Raw genomic sequence first — 20724 nt, forward strand, 5'->3', positions numbered from 1 at the left:
GTGCGGAAACTTGGACTGATGACAATTTTATTTTGGCTGTGTTTTTCGGTTCAAGCATTTGCAGCAGATCCTGAACCCCCGATAATATCGCTTGAAGGCGAACAGCATGTTTTTACATCTGGTGAAGTGATTTCGTTTCATATTGAAAATGCGGCTGACTTGAAAATTATTCTGGTGAATGAACATGGGCAGAGAAAGCTTCTAGACGAGGAAACGTATACGGTGACGGATTGGGATTTGGATGGGAGTTACCAAGCTGAATTTTATCAAGCAGATGTGCCGAAACCATTTGTTACTGTGGAAGATTTATTTGAAGTGAAACAGCTTGAGGACGTTGCGAAAGATGAGACGGCGCCGAGTTTGAAAACGATAGAAATTACGCACGATGAAGATGTCTTGTTAACGAGCGTGCTACGTGTATCAGCTGATTTAGATGACGCGGAATCTGGCGTGAAACAAGCGACTTTAGTTGTTCATAGCGAATCGAATGAATCAGAAATCGAACTCATTCGCAACAACTATACAGGGAAGTTTGCTGCAGAAATACCTTTAGAAAAATTCCAACTGGGTGAAAAAATCACTTTTCAACTGCAACTAGTTGATTTTGCCGAGAATGAAATCACAGTAGACTTAGAAAACACTGTCCAACTATATCAACCAAAAGCACCCCTTTTAAGTTACGACGGTAATGACATCACGAACGTGCAGAAAAAAATCGGCCAAGTCGGCAAGCAAATCGAGCTAACTCTCGACAAATATACAACTGAATTTCCAGAACTAGAAACAGAGACCGGCAAAATAATCCCACTAAAATGGCAAAAAACGGCAACTGAATGGAAGGGAAGTCTAACTTTACCGAGCGAATTATCCGGTGAAATCATTCATATTCAAGGAATGGATCAACACCTGCTCGTTCGCGCCACTAGTGAACCTTTTGGCGAGGTTCAGTTAGTCAACAATGCCATTTTAACAGGAACCATTCTTTCGGATTTCACACTTATTTCAAATCTTTATATTGAAGTAAACGGTCAAAAATTTTCCGTCGAACGAGCGGGCAACCGTTTCACAAGTGCAGAAATAACCACCACAGGCAAAATAGTGCTCCACTGGACAGACTGGGACGGTCAAATTTATTCCAAGCAAATGAATCAAGAAATCAAGCCTGTAATCGCAATGCCAGGTAAAGAAATAATCGCACCACCACCAGTAATACCGAACGAAAAAACGCAGATACTAACATCACCAGCTCCTAAGCCATCTGTTGAGGCACATGAAAATACCCCCAAAAAGCAGGTGAAAAAGGAAACCTCAACTAAAGACAACTCAAGCAGTATCCCGTTTTGGATTCCGGCGCTCATGATTATTGGCGTTATTATTTTTTCGGGTAATAGAGCAATGAAATAAAAGCAGAAGTGAGGTGGACGGAATGAAAATAGATGGCATTCAAGAATCTGCAGAAAATCGTAATCAACTAGAACGGGAACTCATTAAACAAAATCCAGTTGTAAAAGAAGGTACGATAAAAGCACAAATGAATACAGAAGTAGCCGTACCGAAAACACCGCCAGTATCATTCTCTTTTAAAGAATTAAGCAGCTTACAACTAAACGGAACAAGCGCAGCAAGTTTAGAATTATATATGAAATTAATGATGAACAATGCTAAAAAAGCGAATGATTTAATCTTTTACGTGATGCGGGCGGGAATCAAAAATCCAACTGATTCTACTAAATGGCAAACAGTCAGAAGCGAGATTAGTAGCCAATTAAGTACAATTCTAATGAAACAACATAATTTTGAAGCGTACTTTTCTGAAAATCCCGCGAATCAAAAATTATTTTTAGCCAATCAAAAAATTATGAACGAAATATCCTTTTTGCTAAAAATGTTGCCAACCTTAACTTTTGAAACAACAGGAAAATACGACTTCTTGCGCATGATGCAAATAGCTTCTGGCAATATGGAGACTGGAATCCAAATGATGCGCGAATTCCAGGGGCATATCGAACATGCGACAAGACTAGACCCGATTGTTGACGCCAGACAAGAAACGAACTGGATGATTAAAGTGTTACGCGAATTTGGCAATATGTTCCAATCGCGCCACTTATTACCATATGAATTACAGGCAGAAAACATCAATATTTGGAAGTTGGGTAGCGAATACTTAAAACTAATGAACCAACTTTTACCGCAAATTGGCGCATTTCCAAATGGGAATATCAAAATTTTTCACCAACAAGCGACCAAGCCATTAACGGAACTTTTCCAAGAACTGCAACGCTTGGCAGACGGACAAATGACGCAAGGTGGGATCGCCGTTATTTTAGACCGGATGCAAGGCCAACTTACACGACTTGCACAACTGTTTCAAAAAATGGAAATCGAAGCAGGTTTCACCGATACAGAACGAATTTTAGGTAGTGTGGACGCCGAATTCGCGAGTGATATGACAAAAATGATGCTACTCGCACAACAAGAAATGTCATTTTTTGATTTATTAGTAAAAGATTTCCGAAGTGTTTCTAAACAACCAATATTTTTCATGATAGTTGCTATATTTATTATTTTATTATTAATTATTTTATTTTAAAAAAGATATTTTTTGAAAAAATATATACTTTTTCAGGTTGTTTCAGTATAATTAAATAGAAAAATAAGGTTTAGAAAGCGAAAATGAGTTTTTCGGGGGAAAAAGGATGAATAATGTTTCAATTGGCCAAATTTCGCAGTCCAAACAGACGAATGTAGTTAGGGGAATGCAAGAATTAAATCAAACACAACAGCTTTATTTTGAACAAATGAAGGCAAATGGCAAGAAACAAACTCCTTCCCTGACTGAAATTAACGAACTAATCACGAATGTCACAGATAAAAAGTCACTCGTTGAAATGGATATGACGGTAGATAATGTTTTGAGCTATAAAAAAGCAGTCCAAACATTTTTGAATTTTTATGTGAATAATGTGATGGATTACGACAATATCGAAAGCCGTCATCCAAAATACGGGTTTTCGCAAAAAATGACGATTTTAAAGCAAGTAGAAAAACAAACCAATGAACTCGATGATGTAATGAATTTAATTGATACAAAAACTGGACATTTAGACATGCTAAACCGTATTGGTGAGATTACTGGCATGATTCTCGATGTCGTATTGTAGGTGATGGGAATGCAAAACGAATTAATCAATCAATTAGAAATTTTAATCGAAAAAAATGTCAAAGCGACCGATGCAGCAATTTTACTCGGAAAATTAGTGCAAGAAGAGAACTGGATTGAAGCAGAAGAACGCCAACTAGGGCTACAGCGCGAACTTGCCGCTTTGCAAAACGAATATCAAGCTTTAAAAACAATCATTGGCGAAGATAATACGCTTAGAACGCTCCAAAATACTTGGACACCTGCGGAAAATGCCATTATAGATGAACGGAAAAAAATGCTACTTGAAAAAGAAAACCTTTTACGAGTAAGTGTTACGGAAAACCAAATTAGAACAGAAATGCAATTGGCTTTTTCGGAACATATGGTGGATGTTATTACGGGACATCACGCGGAAACACAAGCAGAAAATAATATGATGATAAACGAGACTTTTTAAGTAAACGGAGGGATTTTTTGTGCGTTTAAGTGATTTTAATACGTCATTATCGGGCATGTCAGCGGCGCAAATCGCTAATATGGTCGCTCAGCAAAATATTAGTAATATGAATACGCCAGGATACATAAGACAAGCTGTGGATCAGACGGCGGTTTACGGTGACGGTGGTCTGCTTGGTGGGAAACAAACAGGCTACGGAGTCAAAGTGACAGACATTAAACGTCTAACAAATACAGCACTTACGACACAATACAATAATCAAATCGCCAAACAATCCGCTTCGTTATATCAAAGTGGGGCGCTCGGTCAAGCACTTAATTTATTTGGTACTCCAGGGAAAAATACACCAAGTGATAATTTAGATAATTTCTTCACCGCTTGGGCAGCATTAGCGAAAAATCCTGACCAAGCAACGAATACAACGGCACTTTTATCCAGTATGTCGATTTTTACGGATCAATTAAACCAACTTCATTCGGGCTTAAAAGAATTAGAAACAACCATTGCAGCAGATACAGATGCCGCGATTCAAGACTTAAATTCATTAATTAAAAAATTAGGCAGTATCAATAAAGCAATCGGAAATGCAGGCTCCAACCCACCGAACGATTTGCTGAACCAACGCGATCAACTACTTAGTACGATGGCTGGCTATGCTGGGATTTCCGTGAGCGCCCATCCGAATAATCCAGATGTGTACGATGTGACAATTGGCGGACGTCTTGTTGTCCAAGGTGATGAAACGACCGAAATCACATCAACGCGAACCGCGACTGGCTTTGAATTTTCCGTAGACGGTCAAAAACTCAACATGCCAGAAGGTTCCATCATCGCTTCCGTTCGTGTTAACCAAAATGAAATTAAATCGTACCAAGAAAAAATCGAAACTTTTTCGAACAGCCTAGCAAAAGCATTAGATGATATTCAAGTCAAAAACGTCAATAAAACAATGGACGATTTGCAAAAAATCAATGATGCGCTCAAAGCGAATCCGAACGACGAAAAACTACTGAGCAATCGCGATGAACTTTTGCGTCTATTAGAAAAATTCCCTGGTGTGACTCGTTCTGGTGATACGCTGACGATTGGCGGAGTTGACCACGCGATTGACACGCTTGGCACGAGTACATATGTAACCGATGTGAATGATTTTTCCATTCCAATTTTCACCCAAAGCTCTGGCAAATGGATCCTGAATCCTGCAATCACAAGTAACGCTGATAACAAGCCGTTTCTAGGAGTTATCGCGGCGGATATCGCTTCCTTGAAAACAGACAAAAACATTCAAGGAACAACTTTCCCGAGTTTCATGGACGGAATCATTACCGAAGTGGCGACGGACGCTAGTAAAAGTAGCGCAACTTCTACGGCAGACACGCAAGCTTTAAATTCCCTTTCTGAATCAAAATCATCTCTTGAAGGAGTTAATATTGACGAGGAAATGACAAATATCATGCAATACCAAAGTTATTATGTGGCCAATACGAAAGCCATGAACACAGTGAACGATATGATGAAAGCTCTCTTAGCCATGTTATAAGGAGGAAAATAATGCGAATTTCAACGAATCAACAAGCAAATTCAATAATTAATCAGCTGAATAATGTCTCAGGAAACCTTGCAAAATACCAATTACAAGTATCTTCTGGGAAAAAGTATGAATCGATGAGCGAAAATCCTGGTGCAACAGCGCAAATTTTATCCTATAATCATGTGCTTAGTCAGCTAAATCGCGAAAAAACGGACGTAACCGAAGCAAAATCATTATTAAATACGGCTGAAACATCCCTTTCATCCATGTCTACATCGATGAACCGGGTAAATGCTTTAGTCTTGCAAGCGATTAACGGCACGAGCGATAAAGACAATATGTCGCAATCAGCCGAAGAAATCAAAGGTTTACTGGATGTTCTTATTTCTGTCGCTAACTCAGAAGACGATGGCAGATATGTTTTTAGTGGTTCTAGCACGAGCGTGAAGCCATTTACAACAGATAAAACCACTGGAGAAATCATCTATAACGGAACAACAGAAAATAAAAAATTCCGCGTAACGGACACATTAGAAGTAGAAGTTTTCCATGATGGTAGTGCGATGACGGATGTGTTTAACAACATTCAAAAAATCGTTGACGCAATGAAAACTGGCGATAAGGATGCTTTGTCTGCCTTGCAAGAAACAAACAGCAAGAATATTGAAATCATCACCAATTCGATGACAAATATCGGCGGACAGAAAAACGGTGTAGCAGCCTATGATAACGTACTTTCTAGCAAAATTGTCGACTTTTCCGAACGTAAATCCAATGTCGAAGAAGTCAATATGCCAGAAGCTGTAAGTAATCTAAATAAAACATCGATTGCATACCAAGCCGCACTACAATCCAGTGTGATGGTACAAAAATTAAGCATTCTAAATTATATGTGAGGTGAGACCAAGTGGGAAGTTCGATTGCAAGCAGTTTAATGGACCCAACGCAATACTATTCGCAATTTATCAGTCTTCAAAAAGCTAGTTTGGAAAAAGCGAAAACGCCTTATCAAAACCAAATTTCCAGCTACCAATCACGGATTGATCTTTATGCTAGTTTGAAAAATGCTTTATCTGAGTCGCTGAAAACGATGAGCTCTTTCACGACTTATGAAAGTAAAACCAAACTCGCGACTTCATCCAACGAAACGAGTTTTACTGTTTCATCAACGAGCAGTTCCGTCAACGGCAGTTATTCTATCGAAGTCCAAAACTTGGCGACCGCAGACACTTACAATAAAGCAGTACCTGATATTGAGGCAAAAATCGGTGTAAGCGGGACAATCAAAATCAATGGCAAAGAAATTAAAGTTGATGCAGATAGCTCAATGAAAAATGTGATGAACTCCATCAATAGCGCCGGAGCTAAGGTGAATATCTACACGCTAGGCGAAAACATGGTCGTAACTTCTTCAACAACCGGTGTCGAAAACAGTATTAAATTTGAAGGCGATTCGGCTGTTCTCGATGCACTTGGATTAGTACAAAATTCCCCAGACCATTTAGCTGCAGAGGACGCCAAACTCAGAATCAACGGAGCGACCGTTACAAGTGCAACAAACAAGGTAACCAACTACATCCCAGGCGTGACCATCAACCTCAAAAAAGAAACAACTGGCGCTGAAAAATTAACCATCCAAGACCAAAGCGATGAAAAAGCAGCCAGCATGATCACCAGTTTTGTAAATACATACAATGCACTAACAAGCACAATGAAAACCTACACGGGAAAAGGAACCATTTTACAAGCATCTGCTGCCGACCTCGAAGCAAATCGCGCCCTAAACAACGTATTCCAACATAAAAAAGATGGGAATACATTATTCGATTTTGGAATAAGTGTCGACAAAGAAGGCGTTTTAAAAGTCGATGAAACTGCAATGAAAAAAATGGTAGCTGAAGACCCAACCGCCGTCGAAAGATTTTTCTTTGGCATTGGTGGAATTGGCGATGAACTGTATCAATCTTTGAACAAAACATTTGGCTCGACAGGCTTTATCAGTGATGAAACGACCTCGATGACGAATGAAATCAATAAATTAAACCTCAAGTTAACCGATATTACTAGCCGAAATGACACGTTATTAACGAATATTACGGATCAATACAACAAATGGCTTGAAATGATGCAAGCTATGCAAAGCGACGCCATGACGCTAGATGCCCTCATCGATGGCATGAACAGTTCTAATAAATAAAAATGGTAGGTGAAAAAAATGCAAGCTTGGAAACGATACACGCAAAATGAATTAAATACGAGCAACCCCATTAAAAACACCATTTATATATACGAACGTTGTATTATTGAATTTAAAAAATTGGACAAAGCACTCGAACAACTACATTTTTCCGAAGCCGATCTTATTCTTGATAAAATGGAAAAAATCTTTGAAGAATTAAAATTACAATTAAATCCAGAAGCCGGGCAAGAACTTTACGATAACATTTTCGGCTTATATGAATGGATTTCTGAACAAATTCGCCAAATGCAACTACTAAAACAACCCGTTAATATTGATACTATCATTCATGTTATCACGCAGCTTAAAGAAGGCTACGAGGGAGTGATGAAACATGAATCAAGCAAAGACACATTTGGTTGAGTTAAAAGCACTGTTTCACTCGACGGGGCAATTAAACGTTAGCCTCGAAGAATACCAAGCAAAACTAAATGAACTACTAAAAAGCACCGAACATTTACCAAAAGATACAAAAGAAGCCATTTTAAAAGAAACAAGGGAAGTTATAAATAAAGGTATTCTTTTCACCCAAAAACAATTAGAATCCACTGAAAATGCCTTTTCTGAAAATAAAAGTCGCAATGCTGCTAACTTGAATTATGCGAAATTTTTCTAAAAGAAAGAAGGAAATGACAAGTGGAAAATTATACCACGCATATTGGCAACTACTTGAATTATCTTCAAACAGCCAACCAAGTAGTTTCAAATAATATCGCCAATGCCAATACGCCCAATTTTAAAGCAAGTGAAGCGAGTTTTGAGGAATCATTTGGCTCAAGTTTGCGCGCATCTGGTCAGAATAGCATCGAGTCGGCCGGCAACCTAACGAAAACAAACACAAAACATTTAGCTGGAACCGATATAGACGAAACAAATGCAAAAGTAACGACCAAGAGCGGCTCCATCAACGAAGACGGCAACAATGTCAACGTCACTTCTGAAATGATTAGCTTAACAAAAAATAACCAAATGTACGCGCTCGCTATCAGTGCACTCAACTATAATTCATCCATCAACACAGCAGCCCGTGGAAAGTAAGGTGATAAACCATGTTTGAAGGAATAAACACAAGTGGCTCCGCGTTAAATGCTGCGAAACAATGGATGGAAGTAAGCTCCAATAATATCGCGAACGCCGATTCAAGCGCCGCACCTGGCGAGACACCTTTCCTTAGAAAACGCGTCGTATTATCCGAAATCACACCATTTGAAACAGCTCTAACTGGAACAAAAGGTGTTAAAGTAAGCGAAATATCGAGCGACACAGGAAGCGTCAAACGTGTCTATGATCCAACTCATCCTAACGCAAATGAAGCAGGTTACGTCAACTACGCAAATGTAGATATGACAGCCGAAATGACCAATTTAATGGTCGGGCAAAAAATGTACGCGGCAAACACTTCCGCCTTACAAGCAAATGAAAAAATGATGGAAAAAGATTTAGAAATTGGCAAAGTATAAAGGAGTGTTTTAAGAAATGGCAATTGAAAGTATTAATGCAGCAAGTGTCTTACCTAAAGTAACGCTTGGTGAAACCGCGAAAACAGACAATGCGACAGGTGCCGGAAATACCTTCACGCAAATGCTGGATAGTATGAGTGATACACAATCAAACGCGCAAACTTCCGTATCGAACCTTTTAACAACAGGCGAAGGAAATGCGAGTGATGTACTCATTCAAATGAAAAAAGCAGAATCAGAAATGAAAACTGCTGCGGTCATTCGTGATAATGTAATCGAAAGCTACAAACAGCTTTTAAATATGCAAGTGTAGCGGTTAGACTAGTCGGGGGAGTTTTAGTCAATCGTCCACACGAGAAAAATGGAGCGAAGTTTTTAAGATGGCAAAAATAAAAACAATGTATTCGAAATTGAAGAATTGGCACAAAGGCGCGATTTTAGTCGGCCTTTTTGTCGTAGTCACGGTGTTATTACTCTACATGAACACGCCCAAAACAGAAGTTACTCTTTATAAAAATCTATCCGAAACAAGCCAACAACAAGTCACCGATCAATTAGCCAAAATGGGCGTTGATTATACCGTCGACAAAAGTGGTAACATTTTAGTCGATGAAAAAGTGGAGACACTCGTTCGTGACAAATTTGCGGACCTAGGTATTCCATACACAGGCCAAGATGGCAATGACATTCTACTAAACAGCTCACTTGGAGCCAGTGAAGAAGATAAAAAAATGCAAGAAAAAGTTGGTACGAAAGTCAATTTAGAAAAAGAAATCGTTCAAAGCTATGGAACAACCATCGATAGCGCCTCCGTGCAGCTAACTTTACCAGAATCAAGTTCGATTTTTGAAGAAGCAAGCCAAAAAGGAACAGCCGCAGTAACACTCAAAACCAAAAACAATCAAACACTAACAAGCGAACAAGTTCTCGGCATTCAGCGCACCGTCAGCGCAGCCGTACCAAATGTTGCTAGTGATGACGTAGCGATTATCGATACGAAAAATGGTGTTATCTCTGAAGCAGACACATCCAAAGAAGAAGGCAGTTCTGCTTATAAAAATGAAGTCGATATCCAAAATGCGATTGGAAAAAATGTGAAAACAGATATCGAAGGGACACTTTCCAGCATTTTTGCCCTAGATAATTTCCGCGTGAATACAAATGTCTCGGTTAATTTTGACGAAATCAAACAAAATACGGAACATTATCCAAACGACGGAAAAGTACGTAGCAACCAAAAAGACACATCAACAGACACATCAAAAGGTTCCGCGAATACGACGGAATCAGGAACCGCCTCAAACGCTGACGTACCAAATTACACGGAACAAAATGGTGATGATACGAACACCTATACAAGCGAAAAATCAAGTGAAACAACGAATTATGAACTAGACTCCACCATCCAAGAAATCAAAAAACACCCAGCCCTAGCAAAGACAAATGTCGTTGTCTGGGTTGATCAAAATGCTTTAAATAAAAATGGTGTTGACATGGCCGAATTCACAAAAGCAATTGGAGTTTCAGCTGGATTAACGCCTAATATGACAACCGAAGAAGCAGGCGCAGACGGAGAAGCAGCAGCCGCACCAACATTCGAAGGTACTTTCCAAAATGGCGATGTTACCATCATGCCGATCCAGTTCTTAGACAACGCCACGCCAGCAGAAAAAGATACAACAGAAAAAGCAGCACCAGCAAGCAAAGCCTGGATTTGGTGGCTTGCAGGAAGTTTACTCTTCGCCATCATTGCAGCTGGAATTATCGCCTACATTATCTTCCTTAAACGTAAAGAACAACTAGAAGAAGCATTAGAACCAGAAGAAAAAGACTACATTCCAGCCGAAGAAGCAATCATCAACCCAGAAGAACATCCAGATTTCAACTTCCAAACAGACGCGTTCGATTTATCAGAACCAGAATTAAAAGCCCGCAAAGAAAGCTTGAAAAATAAACTCGGTGAAATGGCCAAAGAAGACCCAGGGCGCGCCGCAGCAGTCATCCAAAAATGGCTCAATGAAAGGCAGGAATAACAATGGCAGAAACACTCAAAGAAACCTTAGAAGAAACAAATGCTGAACTAGAAACTGTCGAAGTAGAAGAAACGGAAGAAAAAACAACTACTTCAGCAGATTCAGGTATTTCAAGACGTGAAAAAGCCGCACTTATTATTTGGAGCCTCGACGAACAAATCGCGACCGAAGTGGTAGATTTGCTCCCTGACGCATCCAAACAACGCCTTGCACGTGAAATGGCCAAAATGAAAGAAATGGACGGCGGCGCAGTAGAAGAAGCAACTAGAGAATTTTTAGGGGAATTAGAACTTCTTTCAGGAGGAATTGCTAAACTCGACCGCGAACACTTACAACGCTTGTTCCCAGACATGACGACGGAAGAACTAAATCAACTCATTTACGGGGTAGAAGCAGAATCACGTATCGGCGAAACCGCGCTAGATATTTTACGAGAAATTGATGATGTTGACTCCTTGTTTACAATTATTAGCGACGAATCGCCACAAACCATCGCGATGATAGCTTCATACATGAAACCAGAAGAAGCATCGAAACTACTAGCCTTACTACCGGAAGAAAAAATGATTAACACTGTTATTGGTATCGCGAGCCTAGAACAATTCGATAGCGAAGTCATGCAAAACGTTTCTAATTTACTAAGAATTAAGCTCGATACCATGTCGAATAGCTCACTGAACAAAACAGATGGCATAAAAAATGTCGCAAATATCTTAAACAATGTTACCCGAGGTTTAGAACGTACAATTTTCGAACATCTCGACGCCGAACAAGCCGAACTTTCCGAACGCATCAAAGAGAAAATGTTTATGTTTGAAGATATTATTCTACTTGATAACATGACCTTGCAACAAGTGTTGGCAGAAATTCAAGACAACAATAAAATCGCTCGAGCACTCAAAAACGAAAAAGAAGAGCTCAAAGAAAAAATTCTATCTTGCGTATCGAAAAACCGTCGCGATATGATTACCGAAGAATTAGAAGTTCTTGGCCCAATCAGACTTTCTGACGTCGAGCAAGCCCAACAAGATATCGCCAATGTTGTTAAAAATCTGGAAAAAGATGGCAAAATAGTTATCCAACGGGGGGAACAGGATGTCCTTATCTAATCCGCGAATCCCAAAAGGTAAAGTCACTTTATCCGACGTGAAAATGGAACTGTTTTATTTGGATGATATAGAAGAAACAGAAGAAGTCGAGTCACCCTACTCGAAAGAACTTGAACAACTAGAAAGTCATCAAAAAGAACTGGAAAAACACCTATCTGCCATCGAAATCGAACAGCAAAAATTAGCTAACGAAAAAGCAGCACTTCAAGCTGAACGCCAAGCCATTGAAGAATTAAAACGCGAAGCTGAAACAGAAATCGAAGCAAACAAACAAGCTTTTGAAAAAGAAAAAACACAAATGTATCTAACTATCACCGATTTCCTTTGGGATGAAAGTATCGATCTTGCAGAAAGAATCGTCCACCAAGCAATCGACACCCGCCAAATCGAAGTCTTACCAATGCTAACTGAAGTCATTCAAAAACTCCCAGTTGCTTTCGACAAACTAAACGTCACCACCCATCCAGAGACCTTAAAAGCTCTAAAAGAAGAAAACACAGGCACAAAATACGACTGGCTTTTAGAAAATATCCATTGGAACTTCGATATGCGACTCGATTACGGCGAATTTACTGTAGAAGAAGAAAAGGAATACTTTGACTACCGCATCACCGAAATTTTCCAAACACTTCATAAACAAAATGCCGAACGGAAAATTCTAGGAGGCGATAAACCGTGAACTGGTCGCCAAAAACCGAAGCTTGGCAAGAACTAAAAAACACCGTTCCATACATCCAAAAAGGAAAAATTCACACAGTCCAAGAACAAGTCTATATTTCCAAAGGCCCTCAAGTGAAAATTGGTGACACTGTCATGGTCGGTGAAAATAAAGTGCTCTGCGAAGTAATTTCTATTGAAAAAGAAAACAACATGCTACTCCCGTTTAATCAAAGCGACAAAGTGGCATACGGTGATTGGGTGTACGTAACGGATACGAAAATTACAATCCCGGCAGACGAATACCTCCTTGGAAAAGTACTCAACGCATCCGGCGATATTTTAAACGAAGAAGCTGGAGTGGCTAAATTTAAACAAAAAATGCCGCTTGAAGCTCCACCAATTCATGCTTTTAGTCGAGCAGAAATCACTGATACGCTCGAAACAGGCATCAAAGCAATTGACGGGATGTTAACGATTGGAATCGGTCAAAAAATTGGTATTTTCGCCGGATCGGGTGTTGGTAAATCTACTTTACTTGGAATGATTGCTCGTAACGCCAAAGCAGACATTAATGTGATCGGCTTAGTCGGCGAGCGTGGGCGTGAAGTAAAAGATTTCTTGCGTAAGGATCTTGGAGAAGACGGACTGCGCAAAAGCGTGATTGTTGCTGCTACCTCGGACGAAAGCCATCTTATGCAACTACGCGCCGCCAAACTAGCCACTTCTATTGCCGAGCATTTCCGCGACCAAGGAAAAACCGTCCTTCTAATGATGGATTCTGTCACTCGTTTTGCTGATGCAAGAAGAAGCGTCGATATCGCCGTCAAAGACTTACCAATCGGCGGCAAAACCTTGCTAATGGAATCATATATGAAGAAATTGCTAGAACGTTCAGGTAAAACGCAAAACGGCTCGATCACTGGTATTTATACAGTGCTTGTTGATGGAGATGATATGAATGGTCCAGTCCCCGATCTAGCGCGGGGGATTTTAGATGGACATATCGTTCTCACACGTGAACTGGCCACCAAAAACCACTATCCTGCCATTGATGTCCTCGGCTCCGTTAGTCGGGTAATGGAAGAAATTGTTCCAGAAAGCCAGTGGAAAACAGCTTCGAAAATTCGCGAATGGATGAGTATTTATCAAGAAAATGAACTATATTTCAAACTTGGTACAATCGAACAGACGAGCGACAATGCGGCGATTTTTACAAGTAAAGAAAAGTCTTATTTCATCCATCAATTTTTAAAACAATTGCGGGATGAAAGTGTCACGCTTGAAGAAACGAGTAAGTTGATGGAAACGTTAGTATAACAAAGGAGTGCCGTGGATGAATCCAGTAGAACAAGTAATAAGTGCTAGACAAGCCGAGTTTCAAAGCGCGTTCGAAGCAGCGAAACAATCGGCTACCACTTTTGAAACAAAATTAAACGAACGCTTAAATGAAACCACAACTGCCAAAACAACAAGTGTACAAACTGTCACAGATGCCGAACTTACGCGCGCTCGAGAAGCATATGAAGCATTAATCAATCAATCCGACACCAATTCTGCCGCGTCTGCTTCAAGCACAACAACCGAGACTCCCACTACATCAACAGGCGAATCAACAAACTGGAACAACTACCAAATCAAACCAATCAGTGCGGAAAATGAAGGAAAATATAGTGATTTAATTAAAACTTCGGCCGCGAAATATGGCGTTCCAGAAGCACTCATCAAACGAGTCATCCAAGTAGAATCCAATTTTAACCCGAACGTTGTATCAAGTGCTGGTGCAACAGGTTTAATGCAGTTGATGTACGGCTCGAATCGTACAGACCCAGCAACTAATATCGACGCTGGAACAAAACAATTGGCAGGTTATATTAAAAAATATGATGGCGATCTCAAACTGGCATTAGCAGCTTATAATGCTGGGCCAGGAAATGTCCGCAAATATGGCGGCGTACCACCATTCAAAGAAACACAAAACTATTTAACGAAAATTATTGGGTAAGGGAGAATAAACCATGGGAAACTGGCAACAAAAGTGGGAATCATGGCGCGATATGACTGCAGCAATGCAACAAGAAATTAAAATTGAAGCAGCCGAAAAAGTGACTTCCTACATAAAAAATGACCAATTTGAAGAAGCAATTAACGTCATCAGACAAACCGAAAATCTCCTAAACGAACTGGATTTTGAAACTAAAATGAATCGTGTCGAAGAACAGCTCCAAGCATTCACATCCGACCAAGAAGCAGCTAAATCATTTGAAGCAAGCCAGCTTCAAAACTTAGAAAAACCAAGCACAAAAGTAAGCTTCGACCTATCACATGTAAAATCAGAAGCGATCAATCAGTTCACCAAACGCGATTTCAACCTAGTAGACTCAAATGATACCCACATGCAATTCCTCAAAGGCAATCGAAATTTTTATATGGACATTTTCAATCCCGAAGAAAGCGAAGAATACCACTACGCTAATCTTGATGAGAAATGCCAATACAAAAACATCGGCTTCATTTGCCAAAACGATGCAGCAGCTGAAATCGCAACAAAATTAACAAACGAATGGCTCGAAACTTTAGAAGCTCCGAAAAAGAAATTTTTAACGGTCAACATTGCTAATTTAAACGCGATGAAACAAAATCAAGAAGTACTTTTTCAATAGAAAAAACCTGTTCTCGCCAAAGAGAGCAGGTTTTTTTATACAAACAGGTTGACAACTAACCTACTTTGTATTACTATATACTTGTACCTAGTAACAACTAGTAGAGGAGTGAATTCAAGTGAAAGGACTAACCGAGTTACTCAAAGGTAGTTTAGAAGGAATGATTTTGGAGCGGATTTCTAGAGGAGAAACATACGGCTACGAAATCACCAAATACCTCAATGACCTAGGCTTTGATGAAATCGTCGAAGGAACCGTCTACACCATTCTCGTTCGTCTGGAGAAAAAAGGATTAGTCGAGATAGAAAAGAAAAAATCAGAATTAGGTCCACCACGAAAATTTTACACATTGAGCCCAGCTGGTGAAGAAGAACTAGCTATTTTTTGGAAGCGTTGGGATTTTATTCAAGGAAAAATCATGCAGGTTAAAGGAGGGCAAGCGTAATGTTTAATTGGTACAAAAAATACCGCGAAGAAAAACGAGATTACAAACAGTACAAAAAACGAATAGCCGCTTTGCCAGAAGATTACAAAACCGCAATGAAAGCTATCGAAACCTATTTATGGAACTTTGCAAAAGGCGCTGGGATGTTTGAAATCCTAAAGAATGTACTCGAGATGTTCGAAAACGCCGCAGCCGACAACCTAGAATTAAAAGCCGTTGTAGGAGATGACCTAGCGGAATTCGCCGACAACTTACTAAGTGAATTTCCGGAAGAAACATGGATGGATAAACAACGTCAGAAATTGCGAGATTCGATTAAATAAAAAACAGAAAGCCTCTCAAAAAAATGAGAGACTTTCTGTTTTTTATTTGCGTTTCTTAACAACCTCAATAAATTCATCTAACGTTTCGTGGGTTTTTATTTGCTGATTACACACATCACTATCGTAGCAAATGTAATTACCATTTGTCGTATAAATGCCGTCACTCGAAGATTTCGTTTTCGCCATAAAGAGCGATACTTTGGAATGCGAGTGACAAATCGAACAAACACCCTTTTGAATCTCTGTCGAAATAGTTCCTTGTACGCCGACCAAATTTCCGTCCTCGTAAGTCACGATATATTTACGTTGCTGAGCGATATCATTCCAGCCGTAAAAAGTATAGTCGCGCAAATCTAGTTTAGACCAGGCGGGAATTTTTAATTTTTTCGTTTTCGCAAAAAGTTTTTTAAGTTTCACATCACTAGGTGGCGCGAAAGGAATCACATAGGCTTTTAACCCATCTAAAAACGGCTCTGCTTCTTTGGTTGAAGTAATCGCATGGAGCTCGCTAAACAGTTCCTTATGCTCCTCTAGCACGCTTTCCGGGAATAGTTCATTGATTTTCTCCTCTGTTAACGATTTTAACGCCTTCAAAGTCGAAGTATCATTGGCGGACCGGTATGCGCGTGAAACATTGGCTAATTGATTTTTGATAAAATTATATTGGTATGGCTCGATAAACTCTTTCATTATAATTCTCCTTTAATAGTTTAATGTTGGTTAAACTAGCTGAAGGATTGAAGAGTTTATTTCACTCTTACTTTCTAAACAATCCTAAAGCCATTGTTAGAAAGTCGAGAGCAGTGCAATTTTGTTTGCATCTCTTTGATCACCACCTTGCCTTCATTATAAGCACTTCTGAATAGTTCGTCAATTCTCTTTTATGAATACTCTTTTAAAAACAGGGTAAACGAAAACTATTGGACATTAGAGAAAACATCCATGGGAGGAGAAAGTAAAATGAAAAAAGTAAAAGCAAGTGAAACACTCGTACAAACATTAAAAAATTGGGGGATCGACCACGTATATGGTTTACCTGGTGATTCGATTGATACAGTAGTTGATGCCTTACGAAAAGAACAAGAAGCAATCGAATTTATTCACGTTCGGCACGAAGAAGTGGCGACACTCGCCGCAGCAGCATATACCAAATTAACAGGCAAAATTGGTGTCGCATTATCTATCGGCGGCCCCGGAGCAATTCATCTTCTAAACGGCATGTATGATGCAAAAATGGATCATGTGCCAATGCTCGTACTCGCTGGGCAAGTGACAACCGACGTCTTAAACACCGGCTTTTTCCAAGAAGTCAATTTACCAGCGATTTTTGAAGATGTTGCCGTGTATAATAAACAAATTGATAATGCCGAAACACTCGCGGATGTGGTTGATGAAGCAATCCGCACCGCTTATAAAGAAAAAGGCGTCGCTGTCCTAACGATTCCAAATGATATCCCGTCACAAGTAATTAAAGCGAGCCTTGAAGCAAAAACAGTCAAATTCGAACAAGAAAATCCAAAACTAGATGAAGCGGCAATACAGGAAGCTGTAGCACGGATTGAAAAAGCGGAAAAACCAGTTATCTTAGCCGGATTAGGGACTAAACACGCTGGACCAGAACTAATCGCCTTCTCAGAAAAATTGAAAATCCCGATTATTCATTCCTTACCAGCAAAAACCATTGTTCCAGATAACCATCCAAATGCACTCGGAAACCTTGGTAAAATCGGAACCAAACCAGCATATGAAGCTATGCAAGAAACTGACTTACTATTAATGTTCGGGAATGATTACCCTTATAGCGATTATTTACCAAAAAAAGCCGACTGCATCCAAATCGATATTGACCCAGCCAAAATCAGCAAACGTTTCCCTGCAACAGTTGGTTTAGTTGGCGATGCCGCAGAAATCATCGGTAATTTAACCGCGAAAACCGCACCTGTAGAAGAGCGTAAATTCCTTCAAGCATGCCAAGAAAACATGCAAGAATGGTGGAAATGGTTAGAAGAAGACATCGCACAAACAACCGATCCAATCGCCCCAGAAGTCGTGATGGCGAACATCCAAAAAATCGCTGATAAAGATGCCATTTTCTCTATCGACGTAGGAACTGCAACTGTTTGGAGCACTCGTTATTTACATTTAACCCCACAAAATGACTTTATCGTTTCCGCGTGGCTTGGTACTATGGGCTGCGGTTTACCTGGAGCTATCGCTGCCAAAAAAGCATTCCCAGACCGCCAAGCAATCGCCATCGTCGGTGATGGAGGCTTTTCCATGGTCATGCAAGATTTCGTCACTGCAGTAGGTTTAAACATGCCAATGATTGTCGTCGTGTTAAACAACCAACAACTTTCATTCATTAAATATGAACAACAATCAGCTGGTGAACTAAACTACGCCATCGATCTACCAGACATCAATTACGCAAAATTCGCCGAAAGTTGTGGAGGAATTGGTTTCCGAGTAGAAAAAATGGCGGACCTAGAAGCTGCTTTCGAAAACGCTAAACTAGCAACGAAGCCAGTAATCATCGACGTTTCCGTGGACAGTGCAGCCGCTCCACTACCTGGTAAAATCGTGATGGACGAAGCGCTCGGTTATACTAAATTCGAAATCCAATCAGTCTTAGAAGACCATCGTTTCGCAAAAATGCCACCACTTAAAACCATTTTACGCAGATTTTTATAAAAAATAAATAAAAAAATAACATTATCACCCGTTTCATGCCGATTTTCGCTAATTATTATAACGTTTTTTTATTAAAACTAATTATTTTACAATAAAATATGGAGTTTTTTTAAAAAATATGAGATAATAAATTAGAATTAGAGAATAGGAGTGTGGAATGGGTGAATTTAATTAAAAATCGTAAATTGAAAACAAAATTAAGCATCAATATTGTTATAACGACCATCATGTTAATCGGACTTGGCGCGACTAGCTTTCTTGGCTTTCGTCATGTAGCAACACTTTCAGATAATATGGTTGATAATAATGTCGCACCGATGAAAGAAATCGCAAAAATCCAAACAAACATGGCACAAATCAATATCGACATCCTGACCATGTTCGACACTATTAACGGAAAATCAGCTCTTATAAAAGATATTGATGATCTTTATGCCGAAAATGACCAAGCAATTCATAATTTCAAAAAAGCCAATTTAACAGCAGAAGATAAAAAACAATTAGCGTACTTTGAAGAAAAACTAGCGGACATGAAATCATCCGCATCGTCAGTAATCAGTGACACATCAAGCGCACTAGACGACGCAGAACTACTTGGAGCGCAAAACAGATACTACCAAAACGTCAAAACAAAATTTGACGATGCAACTAAACAATTAAACGTTTTAAATGAAATGAACTACAAAGAAGTCGAAAATTCTTCTCAAGCAATTTCTGACTTTGGTGTAAAAATCAGTATCATTTTCACAGCAGTTATTATTGCCGTGCTAATTTCTCTATTCATTTTTAATGCTTATATTACAAGAGTGATTCTAAAAGGAATCCGTCACTTGCAAACAGCTGTACATAAAGTAGCTAGTGGAGATTTGTCGTACCGCAGCACTTATAACGGTAGAGACGAGCTTGGTGATATTACAAACGACTTGAATGAAATGAGCGAAAACCTAAGATTAATGATTGAAGACGTTAAAAAAGCTTCTACAGACGTTAAATCTTCCAGTGATAACGTTATTATTAGTTCGGAAATTATTTCTGCAATGACGACAGAAATGGACATCGAAATGAAAATGATGGGTGAGCAAATCCAAACACAAATCGGCAGCATGAAAGAAAGCACGGATGCAATGGATCAAATGACTGGCGGCGTTCAAAATGTGGCTGAATACGCGCTTAAAGTATCTGACCTAACAAAAGATTCCGCAGAAAAAACGAACGATGGCATTGCCGTTATCAATAATCTCGTGTCCCAAATGGACCGTATCAGTGGCGTTATGCGTTCAAGTACAGACGTTGTTTCTCAATTAGTTAACCGCGTTGGTGAAGTGGAAAAAGCGCTGGATACCGTTACAAATATCGCTGACCAAACCAACTTGCTTGCCCTAAATGCGGCAATCGAATCTGCTCGTGCTGGTGAACATGGCCGTGGATTTGCAGTCGTAGCCGAAGAAGTCCGCAAACTAGCTGAACAATCACGACTTGCTGTTGTTGACATTAATACTGTTCTGAAAAAAATTCAAACAGAATCAAAAACTACTATCGAAGTAATGAACACAGGTCTTTCCGAATCAGAAGCTGGCCAAAAAATCATTTCTGAAACGGAAGCAACTTTCACAGACTTACTCAATCGTGTCAATGATATTTCCGCTCAAATGCAAAATGTATCTCAAGAAACCGAAGAAATGGCTGCGGGAATTGAAGAAGTCAACACGTCAATTAGCGACGTAACAGAAATTTCCAATCAAATCGGTGAAAAATCCACTGCTGCACTTGAATTCGCAGAAGTAAACAAAATGAAAGTGGACGAGCTAGTTGTTATCTCCGAAGAAATGCAAAAAATTTCCGGTTCATTAGAAGGGTATATCGCCAACTTCAATACCGAAGTGAGCGAAGAAGCGGTCGAAGTAACAGAAGAGCCAGAATCAGAAACAAAAGATCCAGGAGAGCCAGTCCTAGCAGAAAATGTCTAGGAAG

General features: G+C 39.6%; 23 protein-coding genes. 22 read left to right on the forward strand and 1 reads right to left on the reverse strand.

What is annotated here, in order from left to right; translation table 11 throughout:
* The 20 genes from LMOATCC19117_RS03740 to LMOATCC19117_RS03835 all read left to right on the forward strand — a co-directional run bounded on the left by LMOATCC19117_RS03740 (position 1) and on the right by LMOATCC19117_RS03835 (position 16062).
* Positions 1–1404 carry a hypothetical protein gene (locus LMOATCC19117_RS03740; RefSeq protein WP_003741745.1) on the forward strand — a complete coding sequence of 468 codons (1404 nt, stop codon included), beginning with the start codon at positions 1–3 and terminating at the stop codon, positions 1402–1404.
* A gap of 22 nt (positions 1405–1426) precedes the next feature.
* Positions 1427–2593, forward strand: a complete 1167-nt coding sequence (locus tag LMOATCC19117_RS03745) for a hypothetical protein (RefSeq protein WP_003724437.1) — start codon at positions 1427–1429, stop codon at positions 2591–2593.
* A 106-nt stretch (positions 2594–2699) separates the two neighbouring features.
* Positions 2700–3164: a YaaR family protein gene (locus tag LMOATCC19117_RS03750; protein WP_003724438.1), complete on the forward strand. Its 465-nt coding sequence runs from the start codon at positions 2700–2702 to the stop codon at positions 3162–3164.
* Between the two features lie 9 nt (positions 3165–3173).
* A complete protein-coding gene (locus LMOATCC19117_RS03755) occupies positions 3174–3602 on the forward strand; it encodes a hypothetical protein (protein WP_003731036.1) in 429 nt (142 codons plus the stop codon).
* A gap of 19 nt (positions 3603–3621) precedes the next feature.
* A complete protein-coding gene (flgK, locus tag LMOATCC19117_RS03760; protein WP_003734439.1) occupies positions 3622–5142 on the forward strand; it encodes a flagellar hook-associated protein FlgK in 1521 nt (506 codons plus the stop codon).
* Positions 5143–5153: 11 nt separating this feature from the next.
* Positions 5154–6029: a flagellar hook-associated protein 3 gene (locus LMOATCC19117_RS03765; protein WP_003730266.1), complete on the forward strand. Its 876-nt coding sequence runs from the start codon at positions 5154–5156 to the stop codon at positions 6027–6029.
* An 11-nt stretch (positions 6030–6040) separates the two neighbouring features.
* Positions 6041–7330 (forward strand): flagellar hook-associated protein 2, encoded by a 1290-nt coding sequence (locus LMOATCC19117_RS03770; RefSeq protein ID WP_003727196.1) that lies wholly within the window; start codon positions 6041–6043, stop codon positions 7328–7330.
* 18 nt (positions 7331–7348) lie between these two features.
* On the forward strand, positions 7349–7735 hold the full coding sequence (fliS, locus tag LMOATCC19117_RS03775) for a flagellar export chaperone FliS (RefSeq protein ID WP_003724443.1): 387 nt from the start codon (positions 7349–7351) through the stop codon (positions 7733–7735).
* Positions 7707–7988: a hypothetical protein gene (locus tag LMOATCC19117_RS03780; RefSeq protein ID WP_003734438.1), complete on the forward strand. Its 282-nt coding sequence runs from the start codon at positions 7707–7709 to the stop codon at positions 7986–7988. Before fliS ends, LMOATCC19117_RS03780 begins: the two co-directional genes overlap by 29 nt.
* A 20-nt stretch (positions 7989–8008) precedes the next feature.
* Positions 8009–8410 carry a flagellar basal body rod protein FlgB gene (gene flgB, locus LMOATCC19117_RS03785; protein ID WP_003730269.1) on the forward strand — a complete coding sequence of 134 codons (402 nt, stop codon included), beginning with the start codon at positions 8009–8011 and terminating at the stop codon, positions 8408–8410.
* An 11-nt stretch (positions 8411–8421) separates the two neighbouring features.
* Positions 8422–8832 carry a flagellar basal body rod protein FlgC gene (gene flgC / locus LMOATCC19117_RS03790; protein ID WP_003721832.1) on the forward strand — a complete coding sequence of 137 codons (411 nt, stop codon included), beginning with the start codon at positions 8422–8424 and terminating at the stop codon, positions 8830–8832.
* A 16-nt stretch (positions 8833–8848) separates the two neighbouring features.
* A complete protein-coding gene (gene fliE / locus LMOATCC19117_RS03795; RefSeq protein ID WP_003724447.1) occupies positions 8849–9145 on the forward strand; it encodes a flagellar hook-basal body complex protein FliE in 297 nt (98 codons plus the stop codon).
* Between the two features lie 67 nt (positions 9146–9212).
* Positions 9213–10865: a flagellar basal-body MS-ring/collar protein FliF gene (fliF, locus tag LMOATCC19117_RS03800; RefSeq protein WP_003724448.1), complete on the forward strand. Its 1653-nt coding sequence runs from the start codon at positions 9213–9215 to the stop codon at positions 10863–10865.
* A gap of 2 nt (positions 10866–10867) precedes the next feature.
* Complete coding sequence (locus LMOATCC19117_RS03805) at positions 10868–11974, forward strand: flagellar motor switch protein FliG (RefSeq protein ID WP_003724449.1); 1107 nt, start codon at positions 10868–10870, stop codon at positions 11972–11974.
* Complete coding sequence (locus LMOATCC19117_RS03810) at positions 11961–12653, forward strand: FliH/SctL family protein (protein WP_003724450.1); 693 nt, start codon at positions 11961–11963, stop codon at positions 12651–12653. The genes LMOATCC19117_RS03805 and LMOATCC19117_RS03810 overlap by 14 nt, the downstream gene beginning before the upstream one ends.
* Positions 12650–13951: a flagellar protein export ATPase FliI gene (fliI, locus tag LMOATCC19117_RS03815; protein WP_003724451.1), complete on the forward strand. Its 1302-nt coding sequence runs from the start codon at positions 12650–12652 to the stop codon at positions 13949–13951. Before LMOATCC19117_RS03810 ends, fliI begins: the two co-directional genes overlap by 4 nt.
* A 16-nt stretch (positions 13952–13967) precedes the next feature.
* A complete protein-coding gene (locus LMOATCC19117_RS03820; protein WP_003727193.1) occupies positions 13968–14636 on the forward strand; it encodes a lytic transglycosylase domain-containing protein in 669 nt (222 codons plus the stop codon).
* 13 nt (positions 14637–14649) lie between these two features.
* Positions 14650–15294, forward strand: coding sequence for a hypothetical protein (locus tag LMOATCC19117_RS03825; protein ID WP_003727192.1), 645 nt, complete (start codon positions 14650–14652; stop codon positions 15292–15294).
* A gap of 118 nt (positions 15295–15412) precedes the next feature.
* Entirely contained in the window at positions 15413–15739 is a 327-nt protein-coding gene (gene lftR, locus LMOATCC19117_RS03830; protein ID WP_003721840.1) for a PadR family transcriptional regulator LftR, read from the forward strand.
* On the forward strand, positions 15739–16062 hold the full coding sequence (locus tag LMOATCC19117_RS03835) for a DUF1048 domain-containing protein (RefSeq protein ID WP_003721841.1): 324 nt from the start codon (positions 15739–15741) through the stop codon (positions 16060–16062). The genes lftR and LMOATCC19117_RS03835 overlap by 1 nt, the downstream gene beginning before the upstream one ends.
* A 42-nt stretch (positions 16063–16104) precedes the next feature.
* On the opposite strand, the gene LMOATCC19117_RS03840 is transcribed toward LMOATCC19117_RS03835, so the two are convergent.
* Positions 16105–16752: a FusB/FusC family EF-G-binding protein gene (locus LMOATCC19117_RS03840; RefSeq protein ID WP_003724454.1), complete on the reverse strand. Its 648-nt coding sequence runs from the start codon at positions 16750–16752 to the stop codon at positions 16105–16107.
* 270 nt (positions 16753–17022) lie between these two features.
* Between LMOATCC19117_RS03840 and LMOATCC19117_RS03845 the strand changes: the two genes are divergently transcribed.
* The gene (locus LMOATCC19117_RS03845) at positions 17023–18753 is read left to right on the forward strand and encodes a pyruvate oxidase (protein ID WP_003734437.1); all 1731 of its coding nucleotides are present in this window, start codon (positions 17023–17025) and stop codon (positions 18751–18753) included.
* 161 nt (positions 18754–18914) lie between these two features.
* Entirely contained in the window at positions 18915–20720 is a 1806-nt protein-coding gene (locus LMOATCC19117_RS03850; protein ID WP_003724456.1) for a methyl-accepting chemotaxis protein, read from the forward strand.
* The last annotated feature ends 4 nt before the right edge of the window (positions 20721–20724 follow it).

This window comes from Listeria monocytogenes ATCC 19117 (genome assembly GCF_000307025.1).
Taxonomy (GTDB): domain Bacteria; phylum Bacillota; class Bacilli; order Lactobacillales; family Listeriaceae; genus Listeria; species Listeria monocytogenes_B.